The sequence below is a fragment of the Acinetobacter sp. CAU_H_29a_1 genome (assembly GCF_058599505.1).
On record NZ_CM178655.1, the window covers coordinates 1,465,836 to 1,490,849 of the forward strand.

Consider the following 25,014-nt stretch of genomic DNA (forward strand, 5'->3'; position numbering starts at 1 on the left):
CAAGTATGCAAAAATAAAAAAAGGGCGGAAGTTAAACTTTCGCCCTTTTTTTAAGATTGTTAAATCTTAGTGGTGGTGACCACCAGCACCGTGCGCATGGCCGTGCTGTAATTCTTCTTCAGTTGCATCGCGGATTTCTACGATTTCAACTTCGAAAGTTAAGTCTTGACCAGCAAGTGGGAAGTTAGCATCAACAATTACGTTTTCGCCTTCAACTGCTTTTACAGTTACGATTTGAACGCCATCATCAGTTTGAGCTTGGAACTGCATACCCGCTTGGATGTTGTCTACGCCTTGGAACATTTGCGCTGGAACTTCTTGAACGAGTTCAGGGTTGTATTCGCCATAACCTTCAGCAGCAGGAACAGTAACAGTGAATTTTTCACCTACAGTTTTGCCTAGCAATGCATTTTCTAAACCTGGGATGATGTTACCTGCGCCGTGCAAATATGCAAGTGGTTCACCTTGTGATTGGTCTAGCGTTTCGCCTTCAGCGTTAGTCAATTTGTAGTTGAAAGAAACCACGTGATCATTTGCGATAGCAGTCATGTTTTTCGTCCATTCATTTAGAATTTAAGGGGTATATCATAAAGTGAAAAGCAGCTTTTGTAGACTAAATTTAGCAAAAAAACTGCATTTTCCACGTTCTTATGGCGTTTTTTTATTAGTGGGGACGCATTTTTAGATTTCAATGCAATTTTATTTTCGGACCGACTTTTTTATTCATCAGGTCTTTTGCGGTCATCAGCCCAGCTTGGGTATAGCCATGTAAGGTGGCCTGATGGAGTCGATATAAAGAAACATACATGGTTTTTGCCAGCACGCCTTGCACATTGACTTGGCCCAGGAGTTCGCCCACAGCTTTGTATTGACTGAGGGAAACCAAAGAACCTTTGTCCGAAAATTTAAACATCGGTAAAGACTGACCACGAATGCGTGCTTTGAGCGCTCGAACCAAAAAGGCCGCTTGTTGACTGGCCACTTGAGCGCGTGGGCCAAGGACTGGTTCATCGGCCGCAGGTTGGCAGTGGGCGCAATCACCAAAGGCAAAAATGTTGGGGTCGGAACGGGTTTGCAAAGTAGCATAGACTCTAAGACGGCCAATCGCATCTTTTTCAAAGCTTTCAAGCGCATTTAAAACGACAGGTGCTTTGATGCTTGCTGCCCAAACTTTAAGATCGGCATCGATTTGTGAGCCATTGGCAAAATAGACATGGTCTTTATCTAACTTGGCAACACGGTGATGGGTGAGGACTTCAACGCCAAGTTTTTCCAATTGGGTATGTGTGTGATTTGCCATTTTGGTGGATAGGGCGGGAAGAATACGATCCGCTGCTTCAATCAAGGTCACTTTGACTTTGTTTGGGTCAATTTTATTGAGACCGTATTTAAAAAAGGTACTTTTCGCATGGATCAATTCGGCTGCAAGCTCGACCCCTGTGGCACCTGCACCAATAATCGCAATATTGAGTGCGCGTGTTTCGGGGCGGTTTTGTGCATCCAAATACAAATGTAGAAGGTCTTGCTGGAAAATTTCAGCTTGCTGGCGACTGTCGAGGAAATGGCAGTAATGTTTAGCACCTTCGGTCGAAAAGTCGTTAGAGGTCGAACCGACTGCTAGGACTAAGGTGTCGTAGTTGAGTTCAAACTGCGTGGTTTCCGTGTTTTGTTTGGCATATTGGCGTGCTTCAAGTTTTACATTTTTATGTTCTTGATCTAAGCCGACAAAACGACCCAAAACAAACTCATAATGATGCTTAGAAGCATGTGCAAAATAATTAATTTCTTCAACACTTGGGTTGAGTGTACCTGCCGCAATTTCGTGGAGTAAGGGTTTCCAGATGTGGGTGAGGTTTTGATCGACGAGGGTGATTTTAACCCAGTTGGATTTTGCGAAGCTGTCACCGAGTTGCGTTGCTAACTCTAGACCACCAGCACCACCGCCAATAATAACAATATGGTGTGGCACTTGTTCTGTTTGTACAGCCATATGAAGCAACCTATTTATTATTAAAAAAAGAAGATGACATTGAATATGCCATCTTCTTGATTTATTGATAATTAGATTGTCTTACAAGTTACATAAAGTATAAAACTCGGGATACTGCTCGAACTTAACCGAGTGTATAGGTTTTTACTTTAGGTTCATCGCTTGATAAAAATGGAAACAAGCTTTTGAACCAAAACATTAGTCGCTGGAAAATATTGGCTTCTTCAATTTGTACATCTTCTTCAATGGTGAACGTTTGAATGAGCTGATTGTTTTGATAGACCTGAACTTTTGCCAGTTGCATCACTTCAGCCAGCGGAGCGGTCAGCTTGTTTTGCAACACTTCAATATTGAAATGCGTTTTTGTAGACTCTAATGGATCAATGCGTTGAATAGTGCCATTGCCTGTATTGAGCATAATCCGTTGGTTGGTCTGGTCAAAGGCATGTAAGTCAATGGCATATGGCTGATCGTACAGTGATGTGGTCACAATTTTCGGTTGCTTACTTTCCACTTTGAACATTTTCAATGTCGATTTGACGACAGGCAGTTCAGCGATAATTTGCTTATCTTTCAGTGCAACTTCATTGCGAGTATAGGTATAAGACAAATTCATGAGGTTGTGTGCAACTTCAGCACGCTTAGCTGCACTTTCTGTACCTAAAACGATGACAACCAAGCGACGGTTTGGATTGTCTGGATTCATGGTCGGGCGGTTTGCTGTCAGCGCTAAATTGTATCCCGCTGCTTTGGTATAACCTGTTTTTAAGCCATCTACCGTTGGGTCTTGTTTTAGCAGAATATTGGTTGCACGGTGAAAGCGTTGGTTATAGCTAAAACTTTGCTGTTTTGAATAATATAAATAGTCTGGTGTTTCATTCACCAAGGATTGACCTAATAGCGCTAAATCATGTGCGGTTGAATAGTGCTCTGGCATGGTGATACCCGCAGGGTTTTGAAAATGAGTTTCAGTCATTCCTAGTGCTTTGGCTTCTTGGTTCATTCGTGCAACAAAGTTTGGAATATCACCCGAGATGCGTTCCGCTAAAGTCACTGCTGCGTCGTTGGCAGACATGACCACTAAACCCGCTAGAAGCTGATCCACAGAAATCTGTTCACCTTGTTTTAAGTACATTTGGGACTCATCCCACATCACCGTACTGACCACAGGTGTTGCGGTAAGAATTTCGCTCTTATTGAGCTTTCCTGCATTGATTTCTTTGAGTGCAATATACGCCACCATCATTTTGGTGAGCGAAGCGGGTGCACGTTGAACATGACTATTATGCTCTGCAATGACTTGCCCCGATTGGCTGTCAAAAACTGTCCAAGCTTGAGCTTCAACTGTTTCAGGAACAATATTGAGCAATGCCGCTTGAGTGAAACTTGAACATAAGGCGAAGAGTGTAGCGATGAAGTAGATGACAGCTTTCAATGAAATTCCCTAACCAAGCCATTCCGTGACTTTTAAACCTAAAACAGCTGCAAATGCTATGCCTTTTTTTCCTCAATGACCAGTCAAAAATGCAGACAAATGTGACTGTGACGCAAAACTGGCGTAAATAATGCTAAGCTAAGTTATAACTCATTTCATTTTATTTTGTATCGCCCATTATGTTGCATTATCAGATCGAATTTGACGATTATCGTCAGCACCTTATACACGTGACTTTACGTTTTGTAGCAGACCCAACACAGGTACTTTCATTACCAACTTGGATTCCGGGTAGTTACCTCATTCGCGAGTTTTCAAAGCATATAGAGTCGGTTCGTGCTTATGATGAAGAAGGGCGTTTGTTAGAAATTCAAAAATTTGAAAAGAATAAATGGCGTCTTTTTAATACTGACCATGAATTGATTACGGTTGAGTATGATGTCTATGCCTATGATCTGTCGGTGCGCGGTGCGTATGTAGATCAAACCCGTTTATATGTAAACCCCGCATGTGCTTGCTTAGGTTTAGAGGGTCAAGAGGACAAAGCAGTTGAAGTTGAACTGTTCCTTCCTGATGAGCTGAAATACTTCCAATTGGCTACTGGTATGGCTTCAAAAAGCCTCGTTAAAGGTCGTTTTACTTTAAAAGCCAAAAACTATGCCGAGTTGATTGATGCACCATTTGAGTTGGCAGAGCAGACTCGTTTTGGTTTTGAAGCCAATGGCATCCCACACGAGTTTGTGGTGTCAGGTAAACATGCCATGAATGCTGCACGTATGCAGCAAGACATTGAAAAAATCTGTGCAACAGAAATCTCAATGTTTGGCTCAGCGCCATTTTCAAACTACACCTTTATGACGATGGCTACAGCAAATAGTTATGGTGGTTTGGAGCATCCAAATTCAACCAGCTTGATTAGCCCACGTGAAGACTTACCAAAAGCCAATGAGCCTGAAGAGCCGTCTGAAGACTATCAACGTTTCTTAGGTTTATGTAGCCATGAATACTTCCACTCATGGTTGGTCAAATTCATTCGTCCTGAAAATTTTGTTAATTATGATCTGAACAAAGAAGGTTATACCTCTTTGCTTTGGATTTTTGAAGGTTTCACGTCTTATTATGATGACTTGATTTTGCTACGTAGTGGTGTGATTTCCCAAGCCTCATATATCAAACTACTCAAAACTCAGATTGATCGTTATTTACAAAATCCGGGTCGTTTTGTTCAGTCTGTGTCTGAGTCCAGCTTTGATGCATGGGTGAAATTTTACCGTCAGGATGAAAACTCGAACAATGCAGGCACCAGCTATTACAACAAAGGTTGTTTGGTTGCCCTATGCTTAGACTTAGGTTTGCGCTTACGTGGTTCAAGTCTAGATGCACTTATGCGTAAACTTTATGAGAACGCGCAAAAGGGCATACAAGTACATGAGCGTACGATTGTTGAGTTGTGTAATGAACTGACAGGTGATAACTGGATTGAGCAAATCAATCACTTAATTAACACTACAGATGAGTTGCCGCTGGATCAACTTTTCCCTGAATTTGGTTTAAGTTATAGCCTGAAAAATGATAAGTCATTACCGCTAGGTTTAAAGCTTGTAGATAAGCCAGAAGGCGTGTTGGTGCAAAGCGCACGTCGTGATGGTGCTGCTGCTGAAGCTGGCCTTTCTGCCCATGATGTGATCATTGCGATTGATGGTCTCAAAGCAACGATGAAACTGGTAGAAAAGTATGCCAAGCAAGAAGGTATATATAGCATTTTGGCATTCCGCCGTGATGAGTTGATGAGCTTTGACGTAAAAGCTGCTGGCTCAGAGCTGACGGAAGTTGAATTGAAAGTTGAAGACCAAGCGAAAGCAGAGAAGTGGTTCAAGGCTTAATCCCTAAGCCACTTTATTTGATTCTGTACAGACAAAAACCGATGCCTAGACATCGGTTTTTTTTATGCGCTTATGTATTGCATTAACTACCACGGTAAGTGGAATAGCCATATGGGCTAATTAATAGCGGAATATGGTAATGATCCAATGAGCCATCAATTACAAACACCACGGGCACTTCAGGAAAGAATGAGCGCTGATTTTTTTGGCGAAACCAATCACCCGTTTTAAAGGTAACTTTGTATACACCTTTTTGTAAGGCCGTATCTTTGGGATATAAATCATTGATTCGACCTTGGTCATCGGTCGTGCTTGAGATGATTTCTGTCCATTTATCATTTTGTTGGGCTTCAAGTGTCACTTTGACATTGGCAGAAGGGAGACCATTTTCCAAATTCAGCACATGGACGCTCAATGGATTTTGAGCAGAACACCAAGAAGAAAAACCAAGTCCAATGAGCGGAAGCAGCATTTTTAGCATTGAATTGACCCTTACCGTTGCAGGAAAAAGATTCAGTTTAACCAACCATATAAAAATCATAGGTTTAAAAATGTAAAAATGGAGGAGTACGCGTAGAGGGTTTATGTATCAATATTTAAGCTGTGGCATGATGAATGGCTCTGCCGATTTAAATTTAGCGCTGAGAAAAGTCATGCTTATGCATGTAGGGCTACAAGACTGTAAAACGATTTGAAGACTGTATTATGTGAAAAGTATCTGTTGTTGTGGCTTAAATGAGGTAAATAACACATTTCGCTAAAAAATTTGTTTATTTGCTAAGCAAAAGCTAAAGCCTTGTGGAAAGACGTGATTTTGAAAAACGAAGGCTGTAGTGGTATTTTCTGGCGAAATGTCGTTATCACTGGATATTACGTTGACTGTAAAGCCCTGAGGGACGATACTTTCAGGGTTTTATTCAAGCACATCGGTTCGCAGGGGTTGAGCCAAAAGCTCATCACCCTAAAAAACTCAATCTAACGCAAGGGGCTATATATGGCTGGTGGAAAGTCAACCATCATTTACACACTGACCGACGAGGCGCCATTGCTAGCGACTTATTCGCTACTGCCGATCATTGAGACCTTTACTAAACCTGCTGGTGTAGAGATCGTTAAAACTGATATCTCTGTTGCCGCACGTGTTCTCGCAGAATTCTCTGAATACCTAAAAGAAGAGCAAAAAGTCCCAGACAATCTTGCAGAACTAGGTCGTCTTACCCAAGATCCAGATACTAATATCATCAAACTCCCGAATATTAGTGCCTCTGTTGCTCAGTTATCAGCATGTATCAAAGAGCTTCAATCAAAAGGCTACGCGATTCCTGACTATCCTGAAAACCCAACCACTGAAGATGAAAAAGCGCTTAAAGCACGCTATGGCAAATGTCTTGGTTCAGCTGTAAACCCTGTATTGCGTGAAGGTAACTCTGACCGTCGTGCACCAGCTGCAGTGAAAAACTATGCGAAAAAACACCCGCACTCTATGAGCGAGTGGAAGCAATGGTCTCAAACTCACGTTTCTCACATGGATGAAGGTGACTTCTACCACGGTGAAAAATCGATGACTTTAGACCGTGCACGTAATGTGAAAATGGAACTCATCACCAAGTCTGGTGAAACGATTGTTCTGAAGTCAAAAGTTGCACTTCAAGACGGCGAAATCATCGACTCAATGTTCATGAGCAAGAAAGCGCTTTGCGATTTCTATGAAAAAGAACTTGATGATTGTAAAGAAGCGGGCATTTTGTTCTCTTTACATGTGAAAGCAACCATGATGAAAGTTTCACACCCGATCGTTTTCGGTCACTGTGTGAAAATTTACTACAAAGATGCTTTTGAAAAACACGGTAAATTGTTCGATGAGCTAGGCATTAACGTAAACAACGGTATGGCTGGTCTTTACGAGAAGATCGCAACTTTACCGACGTCTTTACGTGAAGAAATCATTGAAGATTTACATGCTTGCCAAGAACACCGTCCTGCACTTGCAATGGTTGATTCGGCGAAAGGTATCACCAACTTCCACTCACCAAACGATGTAATTGTAGATGCTTCAATGCCTGCAATGATCCGTGGTGGCGGTAAAATGTGGGGTGCTGACGGCAAACCTTACGACTGTAAAGCAGTAATGCCTGAGTCAACTTTCGCACGTATTTACCAAGAAATGATCAATTTCTGTAAGTGGAATGGTAACTTTGACCCACGTACGATGGGTACTGTGCCTAACGTTGGTTTGATGGCGCAAAAAGCTGAAGAATACGGTTCGCACGACAAAACTTTCGAAATGTCTGAAGCGGGTGTTGCAAACATCACTGACCTAGAAACTGGCGAAGTGTTGATGACTCAAAATGTTGAGGAAGGCGACATCTGGCGTATGTGTCAGGTGAAAGATGCACCGATTCAAGATTGGGTAAAACTTGCAGTAAACCGTGCTCGTAACTCGGGTATGCCAGCAATCTTCTGGTTAGACCCATACCGTCCGCACGAAAATGAAGTGATCAAGAAAGTACAAAAATACTTGAAAGACCACGACACTGCTGGTTTAGACATTCAGATCATGTCTCAAGTACGTGCAATGCGTTATACACTTGAACGTGTAGCGCGTGGCCTAGATACGATTTCTGTAACGGGTAACATCCTACGTGACTACCTGACTGACTTGTTCCCAATTATGGAATTGGGTACTTCAGCGAAAATGTTGTCTATTGTTCCGTTAATGGCGGGCGGTGGCATGTACGAAACTGGTGCGGGTGGTTCAGCGCCTAAACACGTACAACAGCTTGTTGAAGAAAACCACTTACGTTGGGATTCTTTAGGTGAGTTCTTGGCGCTTGCTGTTTCTTTAGAAGAAATGGGCATCAAAGAAGACAACGCTCGTGCGAAATTACTTGCGAAGACTTTAGACCAAGCGACTGGCAAATTACTTGATAATGATAAGTCTCCATCACGTCGTACTGGCGAGTTAGATAACCGTGGCAGCCACTTCTATTTAGCGAAGTTCTGGGCTGAAGCGCTTACTGCACAAGATGAAGATGCTGAGTTGAAAGCGAAGTTTGCTCCACTTGCGAAAGCACTTGCTGAAAACGAAGACAAAATTATTGCTGAACTTGCTCAAGTTCAAGGTCAAGCTGCTGACATCGGCGGTTACTATGCTGTAGATACAGCTAAAGTAAATGCTGTAATGCGTCCAAGCGAGACTTTGAATGCTGCACTTGAAGCGATCTAAGTCAAAACTAAATTGGTAAATTTACCGATGAAGTGAAAAAGCCGATGCGTATGCATCGGCTTTTTTTAATAGTACTTTATGCTTTATATTTAAAAAATCAGATATTTGTTATAACTATAATTTAAAAATGCTTGAGTGATTTAATTGAGAGATGAATAAAAAGAGTTTAATTTTTGGGGTAATAGCTACTTTGATTTGGTTTCTAGGAATTTATGTATTCAGTCAAAGTAATAGTTATAATCTGCCTGCAACACTCAATGAATTGGGTGATTTTCTTGCGGGTATTTTTGCACCTATTGCATTCTTTTGGCTAATTTTAGGTTATATACAGCAGGGCAAGCAGTTAGATCAAAATACTAAAGCTTTAGAGCAACAAGAAAAAGCGTTACAACTTCAGATTGATGAGATGAAAGAGGGTGTTAAACAGCAAAAAGAAATAGCATTAATTAATGAAAAGACTTTGCAGGCATCATTTGAAAAAGCCCGACCTGAGATAGGTTATTATGCACCTAGTGCTTTTAAACATTCTGAAGATCATTATTCGTTATTATTGAATGTGCATAATATAGGTAAAGGTGATTGCTATAATTTGACTGCATATTTACATGATGGAATTTCATCAAGAGCGCATATTAATTTTCTACGAGTTAGGGGGCTAATGCCCGTTGCATTAAGTACGTTTAAAATGAAAAATGTAGCGTTTTTTAATGATAGCTTACAGGATAGTAATTTTTTTGATGATATCTTTGGAGATACGGGTGAAACTCTTACTGCAAAAATAAAAATTGAATATGAAAATGTTTATGGGTATAAATTAGAAGAGATATGGGAAATAAAATTTTCGCTAAAGAGCGATTTTGATAAAATGTTAAAGCAATACGATTTTGAAAGAGAAAAATAAATATAAGTACTTTTTGTATAGTATTAATTATTAAAGCCCACGTTCGTGGGCTTTAAAATACTTAATTTTTAACGACCATTACGTCCGCGACCACGTGGAGCTTTCGTATTAGGACGAGTAGTACCATTGGTTTTACGCTTTGGTTTCTCACTATCATCCATTTGCCAAATACGCTTTGTACCTGACTTTTTCACAGAACCATCTTTGTTCTTACGAACCATAGGCTTACCACCTGTACCACCCGGTTTTTTCACATAAGAGCGCGAACGGTAAGGTTCTTCAGCAGGAATGTTTTGAAAGTCAGGGTATAAAAGTGGTTCGATTTCTTTGGATTCACCTGGTTGTAAACCCATTTGAACCAAATCAATTGCACCAATTTTAGTACGGATTAAACGTAAAGTAGGAAAACCTACAGCAGCAGTCATGCGACGTACTTGACGGTTACGGCCTTCACAAATTGAAATTTCGACCCAAGAAGTAGGCACAGACGCACGGAAACGTACAGGAGGATCTCGCTCCCATAACCACTCAGGTTGTTCAACTTTAGATGCTTCAGCAGGCAAAGTCATACCATCTTTCAGTTCCACGCCTTTACGCAACTGCTCAAGGGCTTCTTCAGTTACATCACCATCGACCTGAACCAAATACGTTTTAAATTTTTTATTGGCAGGGTTGGTGATGTATTGGTTTAAACCACCATGGTCGGTTAAAAATACCAAGCCTTCAGAGTCCATATCCAAACGACCAGCCAAGCGCAAAGTAGAGTCGCTGACAAAGTCAGACATCGTCATATGTGCTTCATCTTTACGGAACTGGGAGAGGACGTCATAGGGCTTATTCAGGATGACGATTTTCATAGTCAATAACTTCTGTAATTACATAAAATAAGAAATATCAAGATTTATTTAATAGAGAAATGTAGTTATTTCTCGTATAAATCTCAAAAACAGCGGAATTCGATTAAGCTATTATGCGATAAGAAGAGTGGAAAGTATTGTCTATCGGCAATTATTTTTTAAATTTGCCAATTATAATATAAGGGAGCGCCTGCAAAATGGGTTATCAGAAGATCATCGTTCCTGCGGATGGTAGTAAAATTACCGTAAACGCAGATTTATCATTAAATGTTCCAAATCAACCGATTATTCCTTTTATTGAAGGCGATGGTATTGGTGTCGACATTACACCAGCTATGAAAACTGTAGTGGATGCTGCAGTACAAAAAGCATATGGTGGTAAACGCTCGATTGAGTGGATGGAGGTCTACTGCGGTGAAAAAGCCAATAAAATTTATGGCTCTTATATGCCAGAAGAAACTTTTGATGCGCTACGCGAGTTTGTGGTTTCAATTAAAGGCCCTTTAACCACACCTGTTGGTGGGGGGATTCGTTCTTTGAACGTGGCGTTACGCCAAGAATTAGATTTGTACGTCTGTGTACGCCCTGTACGTTGGTTTGAAGGGGTACCATCACCTGTTCAGCACCCTGAACTGACCGACATGGTTATTTTTCGTGAAAACTCAGAAGATATTTATGCAGGAATCGAATGGAAAGCCGATTCTCCTGAAGCGAAGAAAGTGATTAAGTTTCTCAAAGAAGAAATGGGCGTGACTAAAATCCGCTTTGAAGATAACTGTGGTATCGGGATTAAGCCTGTATCGAAAGAGGGGACGCAGCGTCTTGTGCGTAAAGCGATTCAATTTGCGATTGATAATGATAAGCCGAGTGTGACCTTGGTTCACAAAGGCAATATCATGAAATATACCGAAGGGGCATTTAAAGAGTGGGGCTATGAACTTGCGATGGAGCGTTACGGTGGTGAGCTCATTGATGGCGGGCCATGGGTAAAAATTAAAAACCCAAAAAATGGTAAAGACATCATCATTAAAGATGTGATTGCCGATGCATTCTTGCAACAGATTTTAATGCGTCCTGCGGACTATTCAGTGATTGCGACTTTAAACCTGAATGGTGACTATATTTCTGATGCGCTGGCTGCTGAAGTCGGAGGGATTGGTATCGCGCCGGGTGCGAATATTGGTGGGGCTATTTCTGTTTATGAGGCCACGCACGGAACAGCGCCAAAATATGCCGGTCAAGATAAAGTCAATCCAGGCTCCATTATTCTTTCTGCTGAAATGATGTTACGTGATATGGGCTGGGTAGAGGCGGCAGATTTGATTATTAAAGGCATTTCAGGGGCAATTGAGGCGAAAACAGTCACTTATGATTTTGAGCGATTAATGCCGAATGCGACCTTATTGCGTTGTTCGGAGTTTGGTGAGGCTATTATTGCGAATATGGAATAAGCCTTAAGCTAAAAATGATAGAAACCCGCATATACTGCGGGTTTTCTTTTGTTGGCTTGAGAATAGACCTCTTGCGAAAGTATAGTTTTATCTATTTTTTGAATTGGCTAAAACCTCATAAAATATAGCTTTCGGCTACTTAAAATTTGACTAACGCAAGAAGTCTAATAGCTGTGGAAATATGATTGCAATGTAAGGCTAGGTTAAGGGATCAGTGTTTTGAGTGAGTATAGGTAAGGCTGAATAATAAGGGGGAGTTGATTCTTAACCATAATTTATATATGTAATTACATTGAATCACCTTGATACAGCTTATGGCTTGGGTTTTCTCCCTATTACTGTAAGGTGGGACTTGTCAACTACGGCAAATGATGAAAAAGGAGTAGTCTCATGGCTAATCAACAACAAAATAATCAGCAGCAACGTCAACAGCAGCCGAATCAACCACAAGAGCAGCAAGATCAGCAGCAACAACAGCAACAGCCGAACCAGCCACAAGAACAGCAAAATCCGCAAAAACAACCGAATCAAAAACAACCGAACCCAGATCAGCAACAACGCTAGGCGTATTGCTATTTCATGAACGAATGCCAAAGGCATTTCAAGGAAGTGTCGATCAAGGGGAGTTGAACCAAAGGAGGACCCTATGTCGAATAATGTTGTGAAAACATTAAAACAGAAGATCAAAGCACGTTTAAAAAAGATCTCTAAGCATCAGTCTAAGCTGAAAGCCTTAGAGAAAAAACTGAAGAAGTGTAAGTAGTTTTACGTGGTTTATTCGAAGCAAAGCCCTCATTTTATATGAGGGCTTTGCCGTTACATATATAAGATATCTTTCAATATATGAGGCATTTAGTATGAAAAGGTAACTTTATCTTATTTTAATATCTAAAAATTAGCTGAGTAGTTGAATCATGTCTCGTTTAGTTCTGAGTGGAGCTATTTTAAGTACAAGTCTGCTGATGAGTGGATGTCAGCCACCCGCTTCGGGTGAAGCAGCGGGTTTGAGTTATCCATATTTATATTGGCAGTTATATAAGACACCTTTAGAGAAAAACTTAAATGTGCCTGTACAAGGTGTAAGCCATAAGCAGATACAAGATACTTGGGGGGCAGCACGTGGTCAGGGACGAAAACATCAAGGTATTGATATCTTCGCTAAACGCGGAACACCTGTCTTAAGTGCTACATCAGGCATTGTCTTGGATGTCGGCCTCAATAGTCTAGGTGGACAAGTAGTATGGGTAATGGGACCAAATTTAAGCCGTCACTACTATGCACATTTAGATGCTTATGCGCCTAATATTCAAACGGGTGATTGGGTTGAAGTGGGAGAGGTATTGGGCTATGTCGGGAACACGGGCAATGCCAAGAATACGCCACCACATTTGCACTATGGAATTTATAGGACTGGGAAAGGAGCTGTGAATCCTTATCCGTATTTAACTTTAAATGCATTGAAATAACCGAGCTTTGATTTACAGCTGTAAAAGTTTGAATGCGTGAATTGTATTGGTTATAGAAGGCACATCAATTGGGTTCTTTTCTTATACTTAAACCGTACATTTGTAGTATTTAGAGGTAAGTTAAATATATCACAGGTATTTAACATGGACGGCCCTTTATAACGGAACCTACAACTCTTTTTCGATTTCCTTCTATGTGAAGGATTAAAAGGCTTCTTTTTTAGTTGTTGGATTGGAGGTGGATGTCCTACGGGTAAAGTAAAATAGTTGCAATGTTCCTAAACCGAGAACTCCCGCAGCAAGCATAAACTGAAAGTGATATGACCAACCCAAATGCTGCAAGGTACTAAAACTTAAACCACCGACCAGTTGGACCGTTGCAAAGCTGAGTGTTGCCATACTCCACAGTTTTTTATAGGCCAAGCCGTAGAGTTGTAAGATGGTGTAGGAGGTGAGAAAGACCACCGCAGGGTTCAGTAGGCCTGTGAGAAATGAAGACAGGAGCGTAAATACAGGCGAGAAACTCAGAACCGCAATAAAAACTGCCGCAATATAGACACTGTATAAAATCTTTAAAGCCAGAAAGTTGCCAAATTTACGTGCTAAAGCATAAGCTGTCGCTGCACCCAAAGCGCTGCCTAAGCCATATAAAATCCAGTTAAAATTGATCCAATATAAATTTAGCGTTAAAACATGGCTTAAGTAATCAATCCAAAACAAAGAATGGGGAATATACGCAAAGGCACTGCAGGCATAAACAATGAGTAAGCTATAGTAAATTTTATTCACTGTATGAGTTTGGGGCTGGCTTGTAGGGATGCTGTGCAGTTGCTTTTGGAAAGGACGAACCAGTATCCATAATAACCATGTAATGACAAATGCAAAGCCACAGAGAATGAACCATGCGCTACTGATTGCAATACGGTCTAAATACGGCATAAACAGCGTGGCTGCCAATACACCAATTCCTATTCCGCTAAATCCAATGAGATTAATTTTAAAACGGTGCTGTAACTCACTGCACTGTGCCACAATACTGGGCGATAGAATCATCAGCAAACCACCGCCGATACCTGAAATGATGCGCCACACCAAATACCAGACTTCATTAAAATGCGCAAATGCACAGGCAAACAGGCTGATTGAACCAAAGAGCGCAGCAAAAATGATATAGATCGGCATTTTTGCATTTTGTGGCAACTTCATCGCCCAAAATGCGCCGATCAGATAACCCAGCAGATTGGCACTACCGAGTAAGCTGGCGAAATTGTGTGACCATTCATAGGCTTCGCGTGTGGACGGCAGTAGCGCGGTATAAGAAAAACGTAAGATGCCAATTCCCAAGCACATACTCAGGCAGAGAAAGAGACTCAGTTGTACGGTGCTTGAGAACGTCCTGTTCATCATAATTTGACTATTTGTTTAAAAAACACACTTGAACTATAAGATGAAATTTACAATAAAACAATCGAGTGATGTCCGCCTTTAGTCGAGCGGAGTAAAGGCGCAGTCAATTTAATCAGTATCTTTGAGTTGATTGATATCCACTGCATCACCAATGGTATAAAAATGCCCGCCTGCAACATGATGGATACTTTTCCATTCATCTGCGGCTTCATGGTAGTACCAATGGCCATCTCTAAAAACACGATCATCTGCATAAGCGGCAATGACTTTGCCAATAAACAAGTCATGCTGCTGCTGATTATGCGGTTCAGGAATGAGTTCACACAGAATCCATGCACTACAGCCTTCAACCACTGGAATTGGGCTGTGACCAAACTGAAAAAGTTCGACCCCACATTGACGTAACTTTTCAGGAGCATCATATTGACTGATCATGCCCAGTGCGTAGACCATTTTCAGCTGTTTAAGTGTAGGGACTTGCAGCGCAAACAAACCCGATTTTTCAATAATACTGCGGGTTTTTGTCGATTTATCGAGTACCACCGTCACTTTGGCTGGGCTAAACTCTAGGGCGCATGCCCAAGCCGCGGCCATGACATCGGTGCTTTCATTATCTTGACTGGAAACCAGCACGGTTGGTCCGTGGTTGAGTAGCCGATATGCTTTTTCTAAAGGGACGGGCAGAATGTGAGGATTAAGCAGAGATTGATTCATGTAAAAGAACACTTTAACAGCCGTTTAAATGCTTTATATCACATTTTAAAACTGCCAATTCAGTCTAAATTTGTACATTCAGCGTGGAATATGGCGCAAAACAGTAAGCCCGTTTAAATTTTGATTTATAATTATGACAGCATCATTTAGGGAAACAATATGAATATCCCCTTAATCATCAATGTCATCATTTTTATTGCATTGCTTTTTTTACTGGGCCGAACCCGTAAAACCGATTGGAGTTTAGCGAAGAAAGTACTGGCAGGTCTCTGTCTCGGTATTGTTTTTGGTCTCGCTTTACATGGGTTTTATGGTACGCATTCGCCTGTACTGCAAGAGTCGGTACAGTGGTTTAATTTGGTCGGTAAAGGCTATGTCAAACTACTACAAATGGTGGTGATGCCTTTGGTATTTGTTTCCATTTTAGGCGCTGTGATTAAGCTACACGATGCGGGTTCATTGGGTAAAATTAGTTTTATCAGTATTGGAACTTTGTTATTTACCACAGCAATTGCTGCATTTGTCGGTGTGGTGGTGACCAATCTGTTTGGCTTAACTGCGGCAGGTTTGGTACAAGGGGCACAAGAAACTGAACGTTTAAATACGATTCAAACTGACTATGTCGGGCAAGTGGCTGACTTGCAAGTACCTGATTTATTTCTGTCATTTATTCCGAGCAATCCTTTTGCCGAGCTGACAGGGGCACATCCAACCTCAATTATCAGTGTAGTCATTTTTGCAGTGTTTTTAGGCATTGCAGGCTTGAACCTCATGAAAGCGGATGCTGAGAAAGGGCAAAAGCTGTTGTCTGCAATTGATATCTTGCAAGCGTGGGTCATGAAGTTGGTGCGTCTAATTATGATGCTCACGCCTTACGGTGTGTTCGCACTCATGACCAATATTGTGGCCAACTCTAAAATGGCGGACATCTTAAACTTAGGTGGCTTCTTGGTTGCGTCTTATATCGGCTTGGCGATTATGTTTATCGTGCACGCCGTGATTTTGGCGCTCACAGGCGTGAACCCAATTCAGTTCTTTAAAAAGGTTTGGCCTGTGCTGACCTTTGCATTTACCAGCCGTTCAAGCGCTGCCAGTATTCCTTTAAATATTGAAGCGCAAACACGACGTCTGGGTGTACCAGAGTCGATTGCCAGCTTTTCAGCATCATTTGGTACGACCATTGGGCAAAACGGCTGTGCAGGGCTGTATCCTGCGATGCTGGCTGTTATGGTTGCACCGACAGTGGGTATTAATCCGCTCGATCCACTTTGGATTTTGACTTTGGTTTGTGTCGTGACCTTGAGCTCGATTGGGGTGGCTGGTGTAGGTGGTGGAGCAACATTTGCAGCACTGATTGTCCTGCCGATGCTGGGCTTGCCTGTGACTTTGGTTGCACTGCTTATTTCAATTGAGCCTTTAATTGATATGGGGCGTACGGCTTTGAATGTGAATGGTTCTATGACCGCAGGTGTCGTGACCAGCCAAGTCTTAGGTCAAACGGATAAGCGTATTTTTGAGCAAGACAATGTGGACTTAAAAGAAGTCTAAGCTGAGAAATATATAGCTTATGAACTGAAAAGAAGCCTATCTTCATGATTAGGCTTCTTTTTATTGGGCGTGTATCCATAAATGACTAAAAACTGTATCTACTTTTTTACTCAGTTTTTTGCAAAATAAAGCTTCAATTTAGGAGAAAAACGATGAAAATGTATCAAGTCGATGCCTTTACAACTGAATTATTTAAAGGTAATCCTGCCGCTGTGATTGTACGTGATGAATGGTTAGCAGTAGATTTGATGCAGAATATTGCTTTGGAAAATAATTTGGCAGAAACGGCTTTTGTGAAAGTGATTGATGCTGAAAACTATGAAATTCGTTGGTTCACCCCTCAGGTTGAAGTGGACTTTTGCGGGCACGCGACTTTAGCTAGTAGTTTCGTCCTGTTTCGGGATTATACCGATGCTAAACGTATCCAGTTTCATGTAAAAGACTTGGGTGTTTTTATCATTGATCAAGATGCTGATGGCAAGATTCATATGAATTTTCCAATTCGTGCACCGCAAAAGTTAGAAGACTATCCTGCGGAAATTCATGAATTGGTCGATTGTGAAATTAAAGAAGTCTATTTAAACCCACAGGCTTATATTTTAGTGTGTGAGTCTGAGCAGGCTGTTAAGGATGCCAAACCGAACTTAGATAAAATTCGTCAACTGGCAGAAAAGCATAAAGTCAGTACTGCGATTACTGCTGAAAACTTGGATGTTACCCTGACTTCAACGTCTCAAGACTATGACTATATCGCGCGTTATTTCGCACCGCATAAAGGCATCAATGAAGACCCTGTGACAGGCTCCATGCATACAGGTCTTGCACCACTATGGGCGGAGAAGTTGGGTAAAACCTCATTGATTGCCTATCAGGCATCGAGCCGTGGAGGATTGCTTTACTGTGATATTCAGTCTGAAACACGGATCCAAATTTCTGGCTATGCCAAGTTATATATGACGGCTGAACTTTACTTAGATTAAGTTGCAATTCTTTTAAATTAAAACTACTGGTGAAAAATAAGCATTGATTAAAATGCTATTTTTCACCAAATTACTATAAAAATAATTTCACTTTCCTCTATGATGTTGAGAATCATTCATATTTTGTCGAATTATTTGGAAAAATAATGTTAATGCGTTTTAAAACATTGAGTTTGTCGGTATTGCTACTTGGCTTTGGGGGCACAGTATGGGCACAACCCGTATTGGTAAAATCGGAACAGAAAATTGAAGAATATAAATTAGATAACGGTTTACGTATTATTCTTGCGCCAAACGATAAAGAAAATAAAGTGTATATGAACATGGTCTATTTGACTGGTTCATTGAACGATCCCAAAGGTAAGGGCGGTTTAGCGCACCTACTGGAACATTTAGCGTTCAAGGGAACTAAAAATGTTCCTGGGGACGAGTTTCAACGCCGTTTAGATCAATACGGTTTAATGAATAATGCCAGCACGGACTATTATTCAACCAAATATATTAACGTAGTTCGTCCTGAACAAAATGCGATTAATGAGCTGATTCATCTTGAAGCTGAGCGTATGGACGGCTTGGTGCTCCAAGAAAAATATGTACCGTCTGAAATCGCGATTGTAAAGCGCGAGCGTGAAGTCCGTATGGATCAGCCTTTTTCGGTACTCATGGATCAGATGTGGAAGTCTGCTTATGGTAATCAATATTTAGGGCGTTTACCGATTGGTGATTTAAACGAGTTACAGTCAATCAAAATGGCTGAACTGAATAAGTTTTATCGTGACTGGTATGCACCGAATAATGCGGTATTTGTCATTTCAGGTAAGTTTGATCAAGCAGCTGTACTGAAGCAGATTGATGAAAAGTTTAGTGCGATTAAAGCGCGCGCTGTGCCTGCGAAAGTCAAAGTGCCTGTCTTAGATGCAAGTAAGATTAAAGATCGTCAGTTTGTGGTGAAAAAAGGCAGTAATTTCGCCAAATATAATATCTACCTGAATGGTAAAAACGAGAACATTAAGACTGCGCTGGCGGTGTCACCGTATTTATACACCATGCAACCCAGTGGACATTTGTACCAAAGCATTGTAGAAACGGGAACGGCTACAGCTGTTCAGTCGACCACATGGTTAGACCAAGATTTCAATATGGTGTTTATGGGCGCAGTTTATGCACCGAACCATGATGTGAAAAAAGTCGAGTCGGCTTTGGTTACTGGGGTAGAAAAAACACCAAGCTTCAACGAGGTTGAGCTCAACCGTGTGAAGAGTATGATTAAAAATGCACAAGAAAGCATGTTCAGCAGTGCAACAGCAGTCGGTGGCATGCTCAGTGACTATGTGGTTTCTGCCAATGGTGATTGGACACAATACTTTAAAGATCAGCAACAATTACAACAGCTCAGCGTTACTGATGTGAACCAACGTTTAGATGACTTTTTGATCCCAGAGCATCGGATTTCAGGCACTATTTTACCAACCCCAGAAGATCAGAAAAAAGCACTTGAACAAGCGGCAGCAGCGACCCCAGCAAAAACTTTAGACCAACAAGCCGTGGCTGAAGAACCATTGAAAGATGTCAGTGCGTATAAGGCAGAAGTGGCTGGATATGTAAAAAGCTCAAAGCAATATTTAGAAAGTGCTGAAAAACAAATTCAGCGTGGCAAGTTAAAAAATGGTATGCAATATGCGCTGTACCCAAGTACCACGCGTGATGATAAGACTTATGCCACCATTTCGATTGATTTTGGTACTGCAGAAAGTTTGTTTAATAAAGCAGAGTTATTAGATTTAACTTCTTATTTACTGCTCAGAGCTTCAACTCAATATAGTTTGCAAGATATTGCCGATCATTCGATCGATGCGGGCGGTGGAGCAAGTGCCTCAAGTAATGGCAATGGGATTAATATTTCAATCGTGGCGAAGAAAGAAAAATTTGATGAATTTTTTAACTTCGTGATTGATGTCCTTAAAAATCCAACCTTTGAACAAAGCCAGTTTGATTTGATTAAGTCACAAAGCTTAGCAAGTCTAGACCGACCGTATACAGAACCTGAAACTGTAGCAGCTTTAACCATTGCTCGTTTACTTGAAACTTATCCAATAGGGGATATTCGACATCACTTCGAGCCTGAATATGTCAAGAAGCAGTATCAGGCCGCAACACAAGGACAGGTGAAACAGCTGTATCAGCAGTTTTTCGCGATGAATCATGCACAAATTTCGGTGACGGGTGTGATTGATACGAAAAAGATGAAAAAGACTTTAAATCAGGCTTTTGCAAACTGGAATTCGGCAGCGCCTTATCAGCGGATTACTTCTGACTTTACGGCATATAAAGCGCAGCGTGTACATGCACTGTCAGAGCAGCGTGAGTTTGGTAGCTATCAGAGTATTATGACGTTCCCTGTAGGCACATACCACCCAGATGCACCTGCCTTACAGGTACTCGAGCACATTTTAGGTGAGTCACAATTATCTTCTCGTTTGGCGCAAGAGCTACGTGAAAAGAATGCCTTGGTCTATGGTTTTGGCAGCAGCATTTCGCTGGATGACTGGACGGAGTCAGGAGCGCTGACGATTGATGCAAACTATAGCGCAGGCAAATCGGCTCAAGTGTCTCAGGCGGTCTATAAAGTGTTGAATGAGTTACTGGCAAAAGGCGTTACTGAACAGGAAGTGGAAGCTGCCAAGGCTGATATTTTGAAAAAACGTGTGACTGCACTTGAAGATAGTCGCAATATCCATCGCATGTTGATTCCTCAAATGAAGCGTAATCGTACTTTACTGGATCGTGAACAGCGTGATTTAGCATTGGCAAAAATTAGTAAAGCCGATGTTGATGCGGTGATTCAGAAGTATATTAAGCTGGATCAGTTGGTTGAAGTAATGGCTGACCAATACGGCAAAGTGCAACCAGCCTTGAAAAAGTAAAGATTTTAGCCCCCATCTAAAAAGAACCCCTCAATTTTGAGGGGTTCTTTTTATCATAGGTTTTATAAAATACTTTTCTTATTTTTTCAATTAAAGCCGATAAAACTGTTTGGCATTGTGATGGAATACGCGCTCTAAAGCATCAGGGTCATAGGCTGCGACGACATCACTAAAGGCATCGATAATATTCACCAACGATGTACTGACCGAATCCATAGGAAAGTTAGAGGCAAACATCACCCGATAGGTTCCAAAACAGGCGAGGGCATGTGTAATCAAGGGATGCGCAAGGTCAAAGACTTCTTGTTTGGACGCCAGTCGGTCTTCTTTATGAAAACGATGTCCTAAAACAGGCATGAAAAGCCCCGACATTTTGGTATAGACATTCGGATAGCTTGCAAGCTCAGCTAAGTCGTCCTTCCAACGAAAGAGAATATTTTCCCGTGCCGTCTGTGTCATCCCTGTATTTGCACCAATTGGGCCAAATAAACCTGCGGGTGTACCCAAATGGTCTAGCACAATGGAAGTTTCAGGGAACTGCTTGGCCAGATAAATCACATCTTCAAGCTGTGTGGAATAAACCCAAGCATCAAAACTCAAGTTGTATTGGGGCAGCACTTCGAAGCCTTTGAGAAATTTTTTATTGCGATATAACTGTGGCTCATCTGTCCACGCATGGATTTGTTTGTCTTCATGAAAAGACGCCATTTTACGAATACCACGAAAGTGTGGTGAAGCTTTATGATGTAATTTTAGGATCTTTTTAAAGTTACGATCACGTGGGTCAGCTGTTGCGACAATGCCACCCAATTTGACCGTATCTGCCCCAAAAGCTAAAGACTCGATAAACTGAGTTTCCTCAACCACACCTTTACCTTTGCTGTGATGCCAACTGGCTTCAACATGTACCACTTGCTCTACTGTGTATGGGCCAGTATCGAGTTTATAGTCTTGGGGCAAATAAGGACGTGTGATATGACGGGTTAGGCCTAGGGTTTCAATCAGATCTTTAGGTTTCACCAAACGAACCATTTTGTCCAAAAGCTTAGGATGCTTACCCAATAATTTGACTGCCAAAGCCGCTGCATGTGGCGTGTTATAGGGGTCCCACTGATGGATGTGTGGATCGATGAGTGCAAAGTCCAAATGCTGCATGTTCTTCCCTAAGTCATATTCCTTAGCGATTACCTTACTGTAAATTGAGGTGTTGCAACATTGTATTTCGTTTCAAATACGACGAAATAAAAAAAGCCTGCGCAAGGCAGGCTTTGATTGATCAGTGATCGTGTTTGTGGTCATGCTTGTTGGCATGAAATTCTTCGTTATGACGGAAACGAAGGTAGTTTTCAAACTGTTCACAATATTCGTCATAGTTGTCTTCAAGCATCATTTGGAACTGTTGCAAAATATAAGACATCACTTGCTCTTTGGCATCACGCATTTCATCGCCATCTTTAAAGTTGTTGGCTGCCACCCACGTGTTAAAACGGGCTGTACCAAACAACATCGCAGCACTCACTTGGCCACGTATTTCAGCAGGTTTCACTTGTGAACCTTTTTCAGTGCGACAAAAATCGTTGGCTTGCTTAATAAATTCATCTGCACGTTCAAAAAAAGCAGCATTCAACGCTTCTTCTTCGGTTACATCTGTTGCTTCAATCTTCTGAACCATGAACTTGTCCTAAAATACATAAATAACTCAGACTGCATTATAGGCAAAGCCTTGCAGAAACTAAACCTTTGCCTTAATCTAAAAATAGCCTAAGCAATAAAATAGAGAATATCCATGCAAGACGCGATTGCGGTACAAAGTTTAAAAAGTGATATTGCTTTATTGCGTCAAAACATTTGGCCACCACAAAATTTAGCCAATGTCGAAGGCTTACCGATCTACTATGGCACGAAAGCGGAAGTTGAGGACTACTACCGTCAGTGGATGGGTTTGATTGAGCGGGCACAAGACTTGTTCCAACCTTTTATGGAAGATGAAGTGTTGGATGCAATTCATTTACCTAGTCATTTGAACTTACCGCTGTTTTATTTTCACGTCGATCGTATTCGGATTAATAAAACCCGCGCCAAAGAATCTAAAAGTTTTCGCGGTATTGCAAGCTTAATCGAAAAATGTGGGCAGTTTGAGCCAGAGCAAGTCCAAGCCATGCGCGCTTGGTTGGACAGCGATGATAACGCCGCCTTGGTTGCGCATAGGGAATTTATTGACCTCAGAACCTATGTGTTTCAGCATGGGCAGAGTGAATATACCCGTACCCGATTTTATGTAAATGGTATCGTGTTAAGTACCGAAGCACACTTTGAACTGGTCGATGCACGAGACAAACCACGTAAGCAGCGCAGTGATAGCTATAACGCCCCCTTAGCAGATAACAATACGTGGAAGGTGTACGGAAAGTATCGTTAACTTAGGTGTAGACAGGGAATTCACCTATAGAAGAACTTTTCGCTGCTGATCTATATTTTAATTTAAAAGACTATTTCAGCTTTTTGGTTTGACTGAACAGCATCAGCTGTTGTTCAACCAATTTCAGCATTCTATTTTTTTCCGCGGCGATCCATCCTGTGGCAAAACTATAAGCAGCTTCTGGTTCAGGGGCTTGTTGAAATAAGGCATCTGCAACCACCAAATCATTATAGTGCCCTAGGCTTTCCTGAACTGCTTTGAGTTTTTTTAAATAGGTTTTTAATGCTTTTACATCGAGTAAAGACGTCACAAACTCAATGCTATAACGCAGTTGTTTGACTTGTTTACGAATACGGTGTTTTTCCTCATCTTCAAGCTGGCTAAAGTGCTCGGCATGTGCACATATTTTATCGTGTAAAGCATGTATAACTTTGAGTGCATGCTTTTTCAGTTTGGCTTTTGAAGGCGAATCTAGTTCTTGCTCTGTAAATAAAATTAATTCAAGCCAAAGTTGCGTCGTTTCTGCTCGTTGGAATAGGGCGCAGACATCAGTGATGGCTTCTGTATTTGGAGCAAGATGGTCTAAAGGATAACCTGCCTCAATCAGTTGAGGGAGTAAGTCTTCGTTTAGCGCATCGATGTCACGTGTTCCACCTAAGGCTTGAAAAATAGTGGTGAGTTCCTTTTTCCAGTGTGGTTGAATGTCCTCCGACCATGCAGCAAAACTTTTCAGTGCGGTACGCAAGCGGCGGATTGCCACGCGGGCCTGATGCACATGCTCAGTGGAGTACTGCTGTCGAGCAATTGAACTGGCATTCGGAAGTAAGTGCTGTAAGCAATTGGCCACTATGCTTTGTAGCGCTTCAGCTTCACTTGAGGTTCTGTTCAGTACAAGAGCTGTTTGATACTGCGCAGGAAAGTAGGTCTGTTGGTGAACCACTTGAAGACCATAGTCTGACTTGCTATGTATGTCGAGAGTCAGTTGGTATTTTTGAACCCAAGGTCGTATAAATGCGATCAAATCCTCTGTTGATCCTTGTTTTAATTCAAATTCGATCTCGAAAATATCAACACTGTTTTGTTCTTTAAAAATTTTGCCAATATCGAGAGCAATTTCAACTGTACTGCTTCCAACATCCTGCAAAACGCGTAAACGTTGGATGTTGGTTTCAAAGAGCAATTCAAGGGTTGGAAGTGGAAGCCCCAAAGCGCGTTTTAATTTTTTATAGACAGTAGGATAATCTTTATAGCTATGTAAGTCGAGGGTCGTCGTCTCAGGTGGTGCTATATCAAATTCAAGTTCAAAGCGACTCAATGCTTTTGCGGTATCCACTGCTTTGAAGGTTTGTTTCCATTCATCATTTTCCTGCCGACGTCGAATCGCGATGCAATGCTTAGCAAGTGTTTGATCCGCTGTATCAAAGTATTGGGCTGCTAAATGAATTGGCTCAGCCTTAAGCAGTGTAAAAGCTTTTTGTAAGGCCTTACGCTTCTTAACTGGCACTTGAAACTTAAACTCAATCTCTTGCATAGCCCTGACTCATGACAACCTAGGTTTTACTATATGCTAAATTGAGTAAAAAAAGACCAGATTTGAATAGGTATAAGCTAAAAGAGCAGAAATAGTGTGCTAGATGTCACTTTTAAAACACTGCGGCGGAATTTAAAAAGTATGCAGAGTTAATAAATACGGATTGTCGCCGTGAGGTGACTATAACTCGACGTTGAGTAGGAGAGCATAGCTATATCTTCTTAAAGATGAAAAGTGATAGAAAGCCTGTATTGTTCTGATAATGTTTTTTTATCACAGATA

20 protein-coding genes are annotated in these 25,014 nt (G+C 41.3%); 10 read left to right on the plus strand and 10 right to left on the minus strand.

What is annotated here, in order from left to right; translation table 11 throughout:
- Nucleotides 1–66: 66 nt before the first annotated feature.
- The 3 genes from slyD to AC4MDD_RS07245 all read right to left on the minus strand — a co-directional run bounded on the left by slyD (nucleotide 67) and on the right by AC4MDD_RS07245 (nucleotide 3,425).
- Complete coding sequence (slyD, locus tag AC4MDD_RS07235) at nucleotides 67–549, minus strand: peptidylprolyl isomerase (protein ID WP_004696728.1); 483 nt, start codon at nucleotides 547–549, stop codon at nucleotides 67–69.
- 139 nt (nucleotides 550–688) lie between these two features.
- A complete protein-coding gene (locus AC4MDD_RS07240; protein WP_491882472.1) occupies nucleotides 689–1,990 on the minus strand; it encodes an NAD(P)/FAD-dependent oxidoreductase in 1,302 nt (433 codons plus the stop codon).
- Nucleotides 1,991–2,114: 124 nt separating this feature from the next.
- The gene (locus tag AC4MDD_RS07245; RefSeq protein ID WP_491882473.1) at nucleotides 2,115–3,425 is read right to left on the minus strand and encodes a D-alanyl-D-alanine carboxypeptidase PBP6B; all 1,311 of its coding nucleotides are present in this window, start codon (nucleotides 3,423–3,425) and stop codon (nucleotides 2,115–2,117) included.
- A 179-nt stretch (nucleotides 3,426–3,604) separates the two neighbouring features.
- On the opposite strand from AC4MDD_RS07245, the gene AC4MDD_RS07250 reads away from it, so the two are divergent.
- Nucleotides 3,605–5,308 carry a M61 family metallopeptidase gene (locus tag AC4MDD_RS07250; RefSeq protein ID WP_491882474.1) on the plus strand — a complete coding sequence of 568 codons (1,704 nt, stop codon included), beginning with the start codon at nucleotides 3,605–3,607 and terminating at the stop codon, nucleotides 5,306–5,308.
- Between the two features lie 82 nt (nucleotides 5,309–5,390).
- Here the strand turns inward: AC4MDD_RS07250 and uraH are convergent, their stop codons facing one another.
- A complete protein-coding gene (uraH, locus tag AC4MDD_RS07255; protein WP_491882475.1) occupies nucleotides 5,391–5,789 on the minus strand; it encodes a hydroxyisourate hydrolase in 399 nt (132 codons plus the stop codon).
- Between the two features lie 513 nt (nucleotides 5,790–6,302).
- Here uraH and AC4MDD_RS07260 point away from each other — a divergent pair.
- Both AC4MDD_RS07260 and AC4MDD_RS07265 read left to right on the plus strand, forming a co-directional pair.
- Entirely contained in the window at nucleotides 6,303–8,534 is a 2,232-nt protein-coding gene (locus tag AC4MDD_RS07260) for an NADP-dependent isocitrate dehydrogenase (protein ID WP_491882476.1), read from the plus strand.
- A gap of 151 nt (nucleotides 8,535–8,685) precedes the next feature.
- Nucleotides 8,686–9,435, plus strand: coding sequence for a hypothetical protein (locus tag AC4MDD_RS07265; RefSeq protein WP_213072646.1), 750 nt, complete (start codon nucleotides 8,686–8,688; stop codon nucleotides 9,433–9,435).
- Between the two features lie 68 nt (nucleotides 9,436–9,503).
- Here the strand turns inward: AC4MDD_RS07265 and AC4MDD_RS07270 are convergent, their stop codons facing one another.
- Entirely contained in the window at nucleotides 9,504–10,292 is a 789-nt protein-coding gene (locus AC4MDD_RS07270; protein WP_062032802.1) for a pseudouridine synthase, read from the minus strand.
- A gap of 197 nt (nucleotides 10,293–10,489) precedes the next feature.
- On the opposite strand from AC4MDD_RS07270, the gene icd reads away from it, so the two are divergent.
- The 3 genes from icd to AC4MDD_RS07285 all read left to right on the plus strand — a co-directional run bounded on the left by icd (nucleotide 10,490) and on the right by AC4MDD_RS07285 (nucleotide 13,209).
- The gene (gene icd / locus AC4MDD_RS07275) at nucleotides 10,490–11,743 is read left to right on the plus strand and encodes an NADP-dependent isocitrate dehydrogenase (RefSeq protein ID WP_491882477.1); all 1,254 of its coding nucleotides are present in this window, start codon (nucleotides 10,490–10,492) and stop codon (nucleotides 11,741–11,743) included.
- Between the two features lie 390 nt (nucleotides 11,744–12,133).
- Nucleotides 12,134–12,307, plus strand: a complete 174-nt coding sequence (locus AC4MDD_RS07280; protein ID WP_164996884.1) for a hypothetical protein — start codon at nucleotides 12,134–12,136, stop codon at nucleotides 12,305–12,307.
- A 350-nt stretch (nucleotides 12,308–12,657) separates the two neighbouring features.
- Nucleotides 12,658–13,209 carry a M23 family metallopeptidase gene (locus AC4MDD_RS07285; protein ID WP_058869762.1) on the plus strand — a complete coding sequence of 184 codons (552 nt, stop codon included), beginning with the start codon at nucleotides 12,658–12,660 and terminating at the stop codon, nucleotides 13,207–13,209.
- A 204-nt stretch (nucleotides 13,210–13,413) separates the two neighbouring features.
- Here AC4MDD_RS07285 and AC4MDD_RS07290 read toward each other — a convergent pair whose 3' ends face one another.
- Both AC4MDD_RS07290 and AC4MDD_RS07295 read right to left on the minus strand, forming a co-directional pair.
- Nucleotides 13,414–14,616 (minus strand): YbfB/YjiJ family MFS transporter, encoded by a 1,203-nt coding sequence (locus tag AC4MDD_RS07290; RefSeq protein WP_125281324.1) that lies wholly within the window; start codon nucleotides 14,614–14,616, stop codon nucleotides 13,414–13,416.
- A gap of 108 nt (nucleotides 14,617–14,724) precedes the next feature.
- A complete protein-coding gene (locus AC4MDD_RS07295) occupies nucleotides 14,725–15,330 on the minus strand; it encodes a flavin reductase family protein (protein ID WP_490747594.1) in 606 nt (201 codons plus the stop codon).
- Nucleotides 15,331–15,489: 159 nt separating this feature from the next.
- Between AC4MDD_RS07295 and AC4MDD_RS07300 the strand changes: the two genes are divergently transcribed.
- The 3 genes from AC4MDD_RS07300 (at nucleotide 15,490) to AC4MDD_RS07310 (ending at nucleotide 20,782) form a co-directional block, all read left to right on the plus strand.
- Nucleotides 15,490–16,878, plus strand: coding sequence for an L-cystine transporter (locus AC4MDD_RS07300; protein WP_491882478.1), 1,389 nt, complete (start codon nucleotides 15,490–15,492; stop codon nucleotides 16,876–16,878).
- Nucleotides 16,879–17,030: 152 nt separating this feature from the next.
- Nucleotides 17,031–17,858, plus strand: a complete 828-nt coding sequence (locus AC4MDD_RS07305) for a PhzF family phenazine biosynthesis protein (protein WP_176537524.1) — start codon at nucleotides 17,031–17,033, stop codon at nucleotides 17,856–17,858.
- A 146-nt stretch (nucleotides 17,859–18,004) separates the two neighbouring features.
- Entirely contained in the window at nucleotides 18,005–20,782 is a 2,778-nt protein-coding gene (locus AC4MDD_RS07310; RefSeq protein ID WP_491882479.1) for a M16 family metallopeptidase, read from the plus strand.
- A 90-nt stretch (nucleotides 20,783–20,872) separates the two neighbouring features.
- Here the strand turns inward: AC4MDD_RS07310 and AC4MDD_RS07315 are convergent, their stop codons facing one another.
- Together AC4MDD_RS07315 and AC4MDD_RS07320 are read right to left on the minus strand one after the other, a co-directional pair.
- The gene (locus AC4MDD_RS07315) at nucleotides 20,873–21,937 is read right to left on the minus strand and encodes an amidohydrolase family protein (RefSeq protein WP_491882480.1); all 1,065 of its coding nucleotides are present in this window, start codon (nucleotides 21,935–21,937) and stop codon (nucleotides 20,873–20,875) included.
- Between the two features lie 121 nt (nucleotides 21,938–22,058).
- Nucleotides 22,059–22,454, minus strand: a complete 396-nt coding sequence (locus AC4MDD_RS07320; RefSeq protein WP_004696747.1) for a DUF3144 domain-containing protein — start codon at nucleotides 22,452–22,454, stop codon at nucleotides 22,059–22,061.
- Nucleotides 22,455–22,568: 114 nt separating this feature from the next.
- Between AC4MDD_RS07320 and AC4MDD_RS07325 the strand changes: the two genes are divergently transcribed.
- Complete coding sequence (locus tag AC4MDD_RS07325) at nucleotides 22,569–23,201, plus strand: hypothetical protein (RefSeq protein ID WP_178927894.1); 633 nt, start codon at nucleotides 22,569–22,571, stop codon at nucleotides 23,199–23,201.
- A 70-nt stretch (nucleotides 23,202–23,271) separates the two neighbouring features.
- On the opposite strand, the gene AC4MDD_RS07330 is transcribed toward AC4MDD_RS07325, so the two are convergent.
- Nucleotides 23,272–24,732 (minus strand): CYTH and CHAD domain-containing protein, encoded by a 1,461-nt coding sequence (locus AC4MDD_RS07330; protein WP_491882481.1) that lies wholly within the window; start codon nucleotides 24,730–24,732, stop codon nucleotides 23,272–23,274.
- Nucleotides 24,733–25,014 lie beyond the last annotated feature (282 nt).

Coding starts and splice junctions, on each gene's coding strand:
- slyD (WP_004696728.1), bottom strand. CDS start 549: ATGACTGCTATCGCAAATGATCACGTGGTTTCTTTCAACTACAAATTG.
- AC4MDD_RS07240 (WP_491882472.1), bottom strand. CDS start 1,990: ATGGCTGTACAAACAGAACAAGTGCCACACCATATTGTTATTATTGGC.
- AC4MDD_RS07250 (WP_491882474.1), top strand. CDS start 3,605: ATGTTGCATTATCAGATCGAATTTGACGATTATCGTCAGCACCTTATA.
- uraH (WP_491882475.1), bottom strand. CDS start 5,789: ATGCTAAAAATGCTGCTTCCGCTCATTGGACTTGGTTTTTCTTCTTGG.
- AC4MDD_RS07260 (WP_491882476.1), top strand. CDS start 6,303: ATGGCTGGTGGAAAGTCAACCATCATTTACACACTGACCGACGAGGCG.
- AC4MDD_RS07265 (WP_213072646.1), top strand. CDS start 8,686: ATGAATAAAAAGAGTTTAATTTTTGGGGTAATAGCTACTTTGATTTGG.
- AC4MDD_RS07270 (WP_062032802.1), bottom strand. CDS start 10,292: ATGAAAATCGTCATCCTGAATAAGCCCTATGACGTCCTCTCCCAGTTC.
- icd (WP_491882477.1), top strand. CDS start 10,490: ATGGGTTATCAGAAGATCATCGTTCCTGCGGATGGTAGTAAAATTACC.
- AC4MDD_RS07280 (WP_164996884.1), top strand. CDS start 12,134: ATGGCTAATCAACAACAAAATAATCAGCAGCAACGTCAACAGCAGCCG.
- AC4MDD_RS07285 (WP_058869762.1), top strand. CDS start 12,658: ATGTCTCGTTTAGTTCTGAGTGGAGCTATTTTAAGTACAAGTCTGCTG.
- AC4MDD_RS07290 (WP_125281324.1), bottom strand. CDS start 14,616: ATGATGAACAGGACGTTCTCAAGCACCGTACAACTGAGTCTCTTTCTC.
- AC4MDD_RS07295 (WP_490747594.1), bottom strand. CDS start 15,330: ATGAATCAATCTCTGCTTAATCCTCACATTCTGCCCGTCCCTTTAGAA.
- AC4MDD_RS07300 (WP_491882478.1), top strand. CDS start 15,490: ATGAATATCCCCTTAATCATCAATGTCATCATTTTTATTGCATTGCTT.
- AC4MDD_RS07305 (WP_176537524.1), top strand. CDS start 17,031: ATGAAAATGTATCAAGTCGATGCCTTTACAACTGAATTATTTAAAGGT.
- AC4MDD_RS07310 (WP_491882479.1), top strand. CDS start 18,005: ATGTTAATGCGTTTTAAAACATTGAGTTTGTCGGTATTGCTACTTGGC.
- AC4MDD_RS07315 (WP_491882480.1), bottom strand. CDS start 21,937: ATGCAGCATTTGGACTTTGCACTCATCGATCCACACATCCATCAGTGG.
- AC4MDD_RS07320 (WP_004696747.1), bottom strand. CDS start 22,454: ATGGTTCAGAAGATTGAAGCAACAGATGTAACCGAAGAAGAAGCGTTG.
- AC4MDD_RS07325 (WP_178927894.1), top strand. CDS start 22,569: ATGCAAGACGCGATTGCGGTACAAAGTTTAAAAAGTGATATTGCTTTA.
- AC4MDD_RS07330 (WP_491882481.1), bottom strand. CDS start 24,732: ATGCAAGAGATTGAGTTTAAGTTTCAAGTGCCAGTTAAGAAGCGTAAG.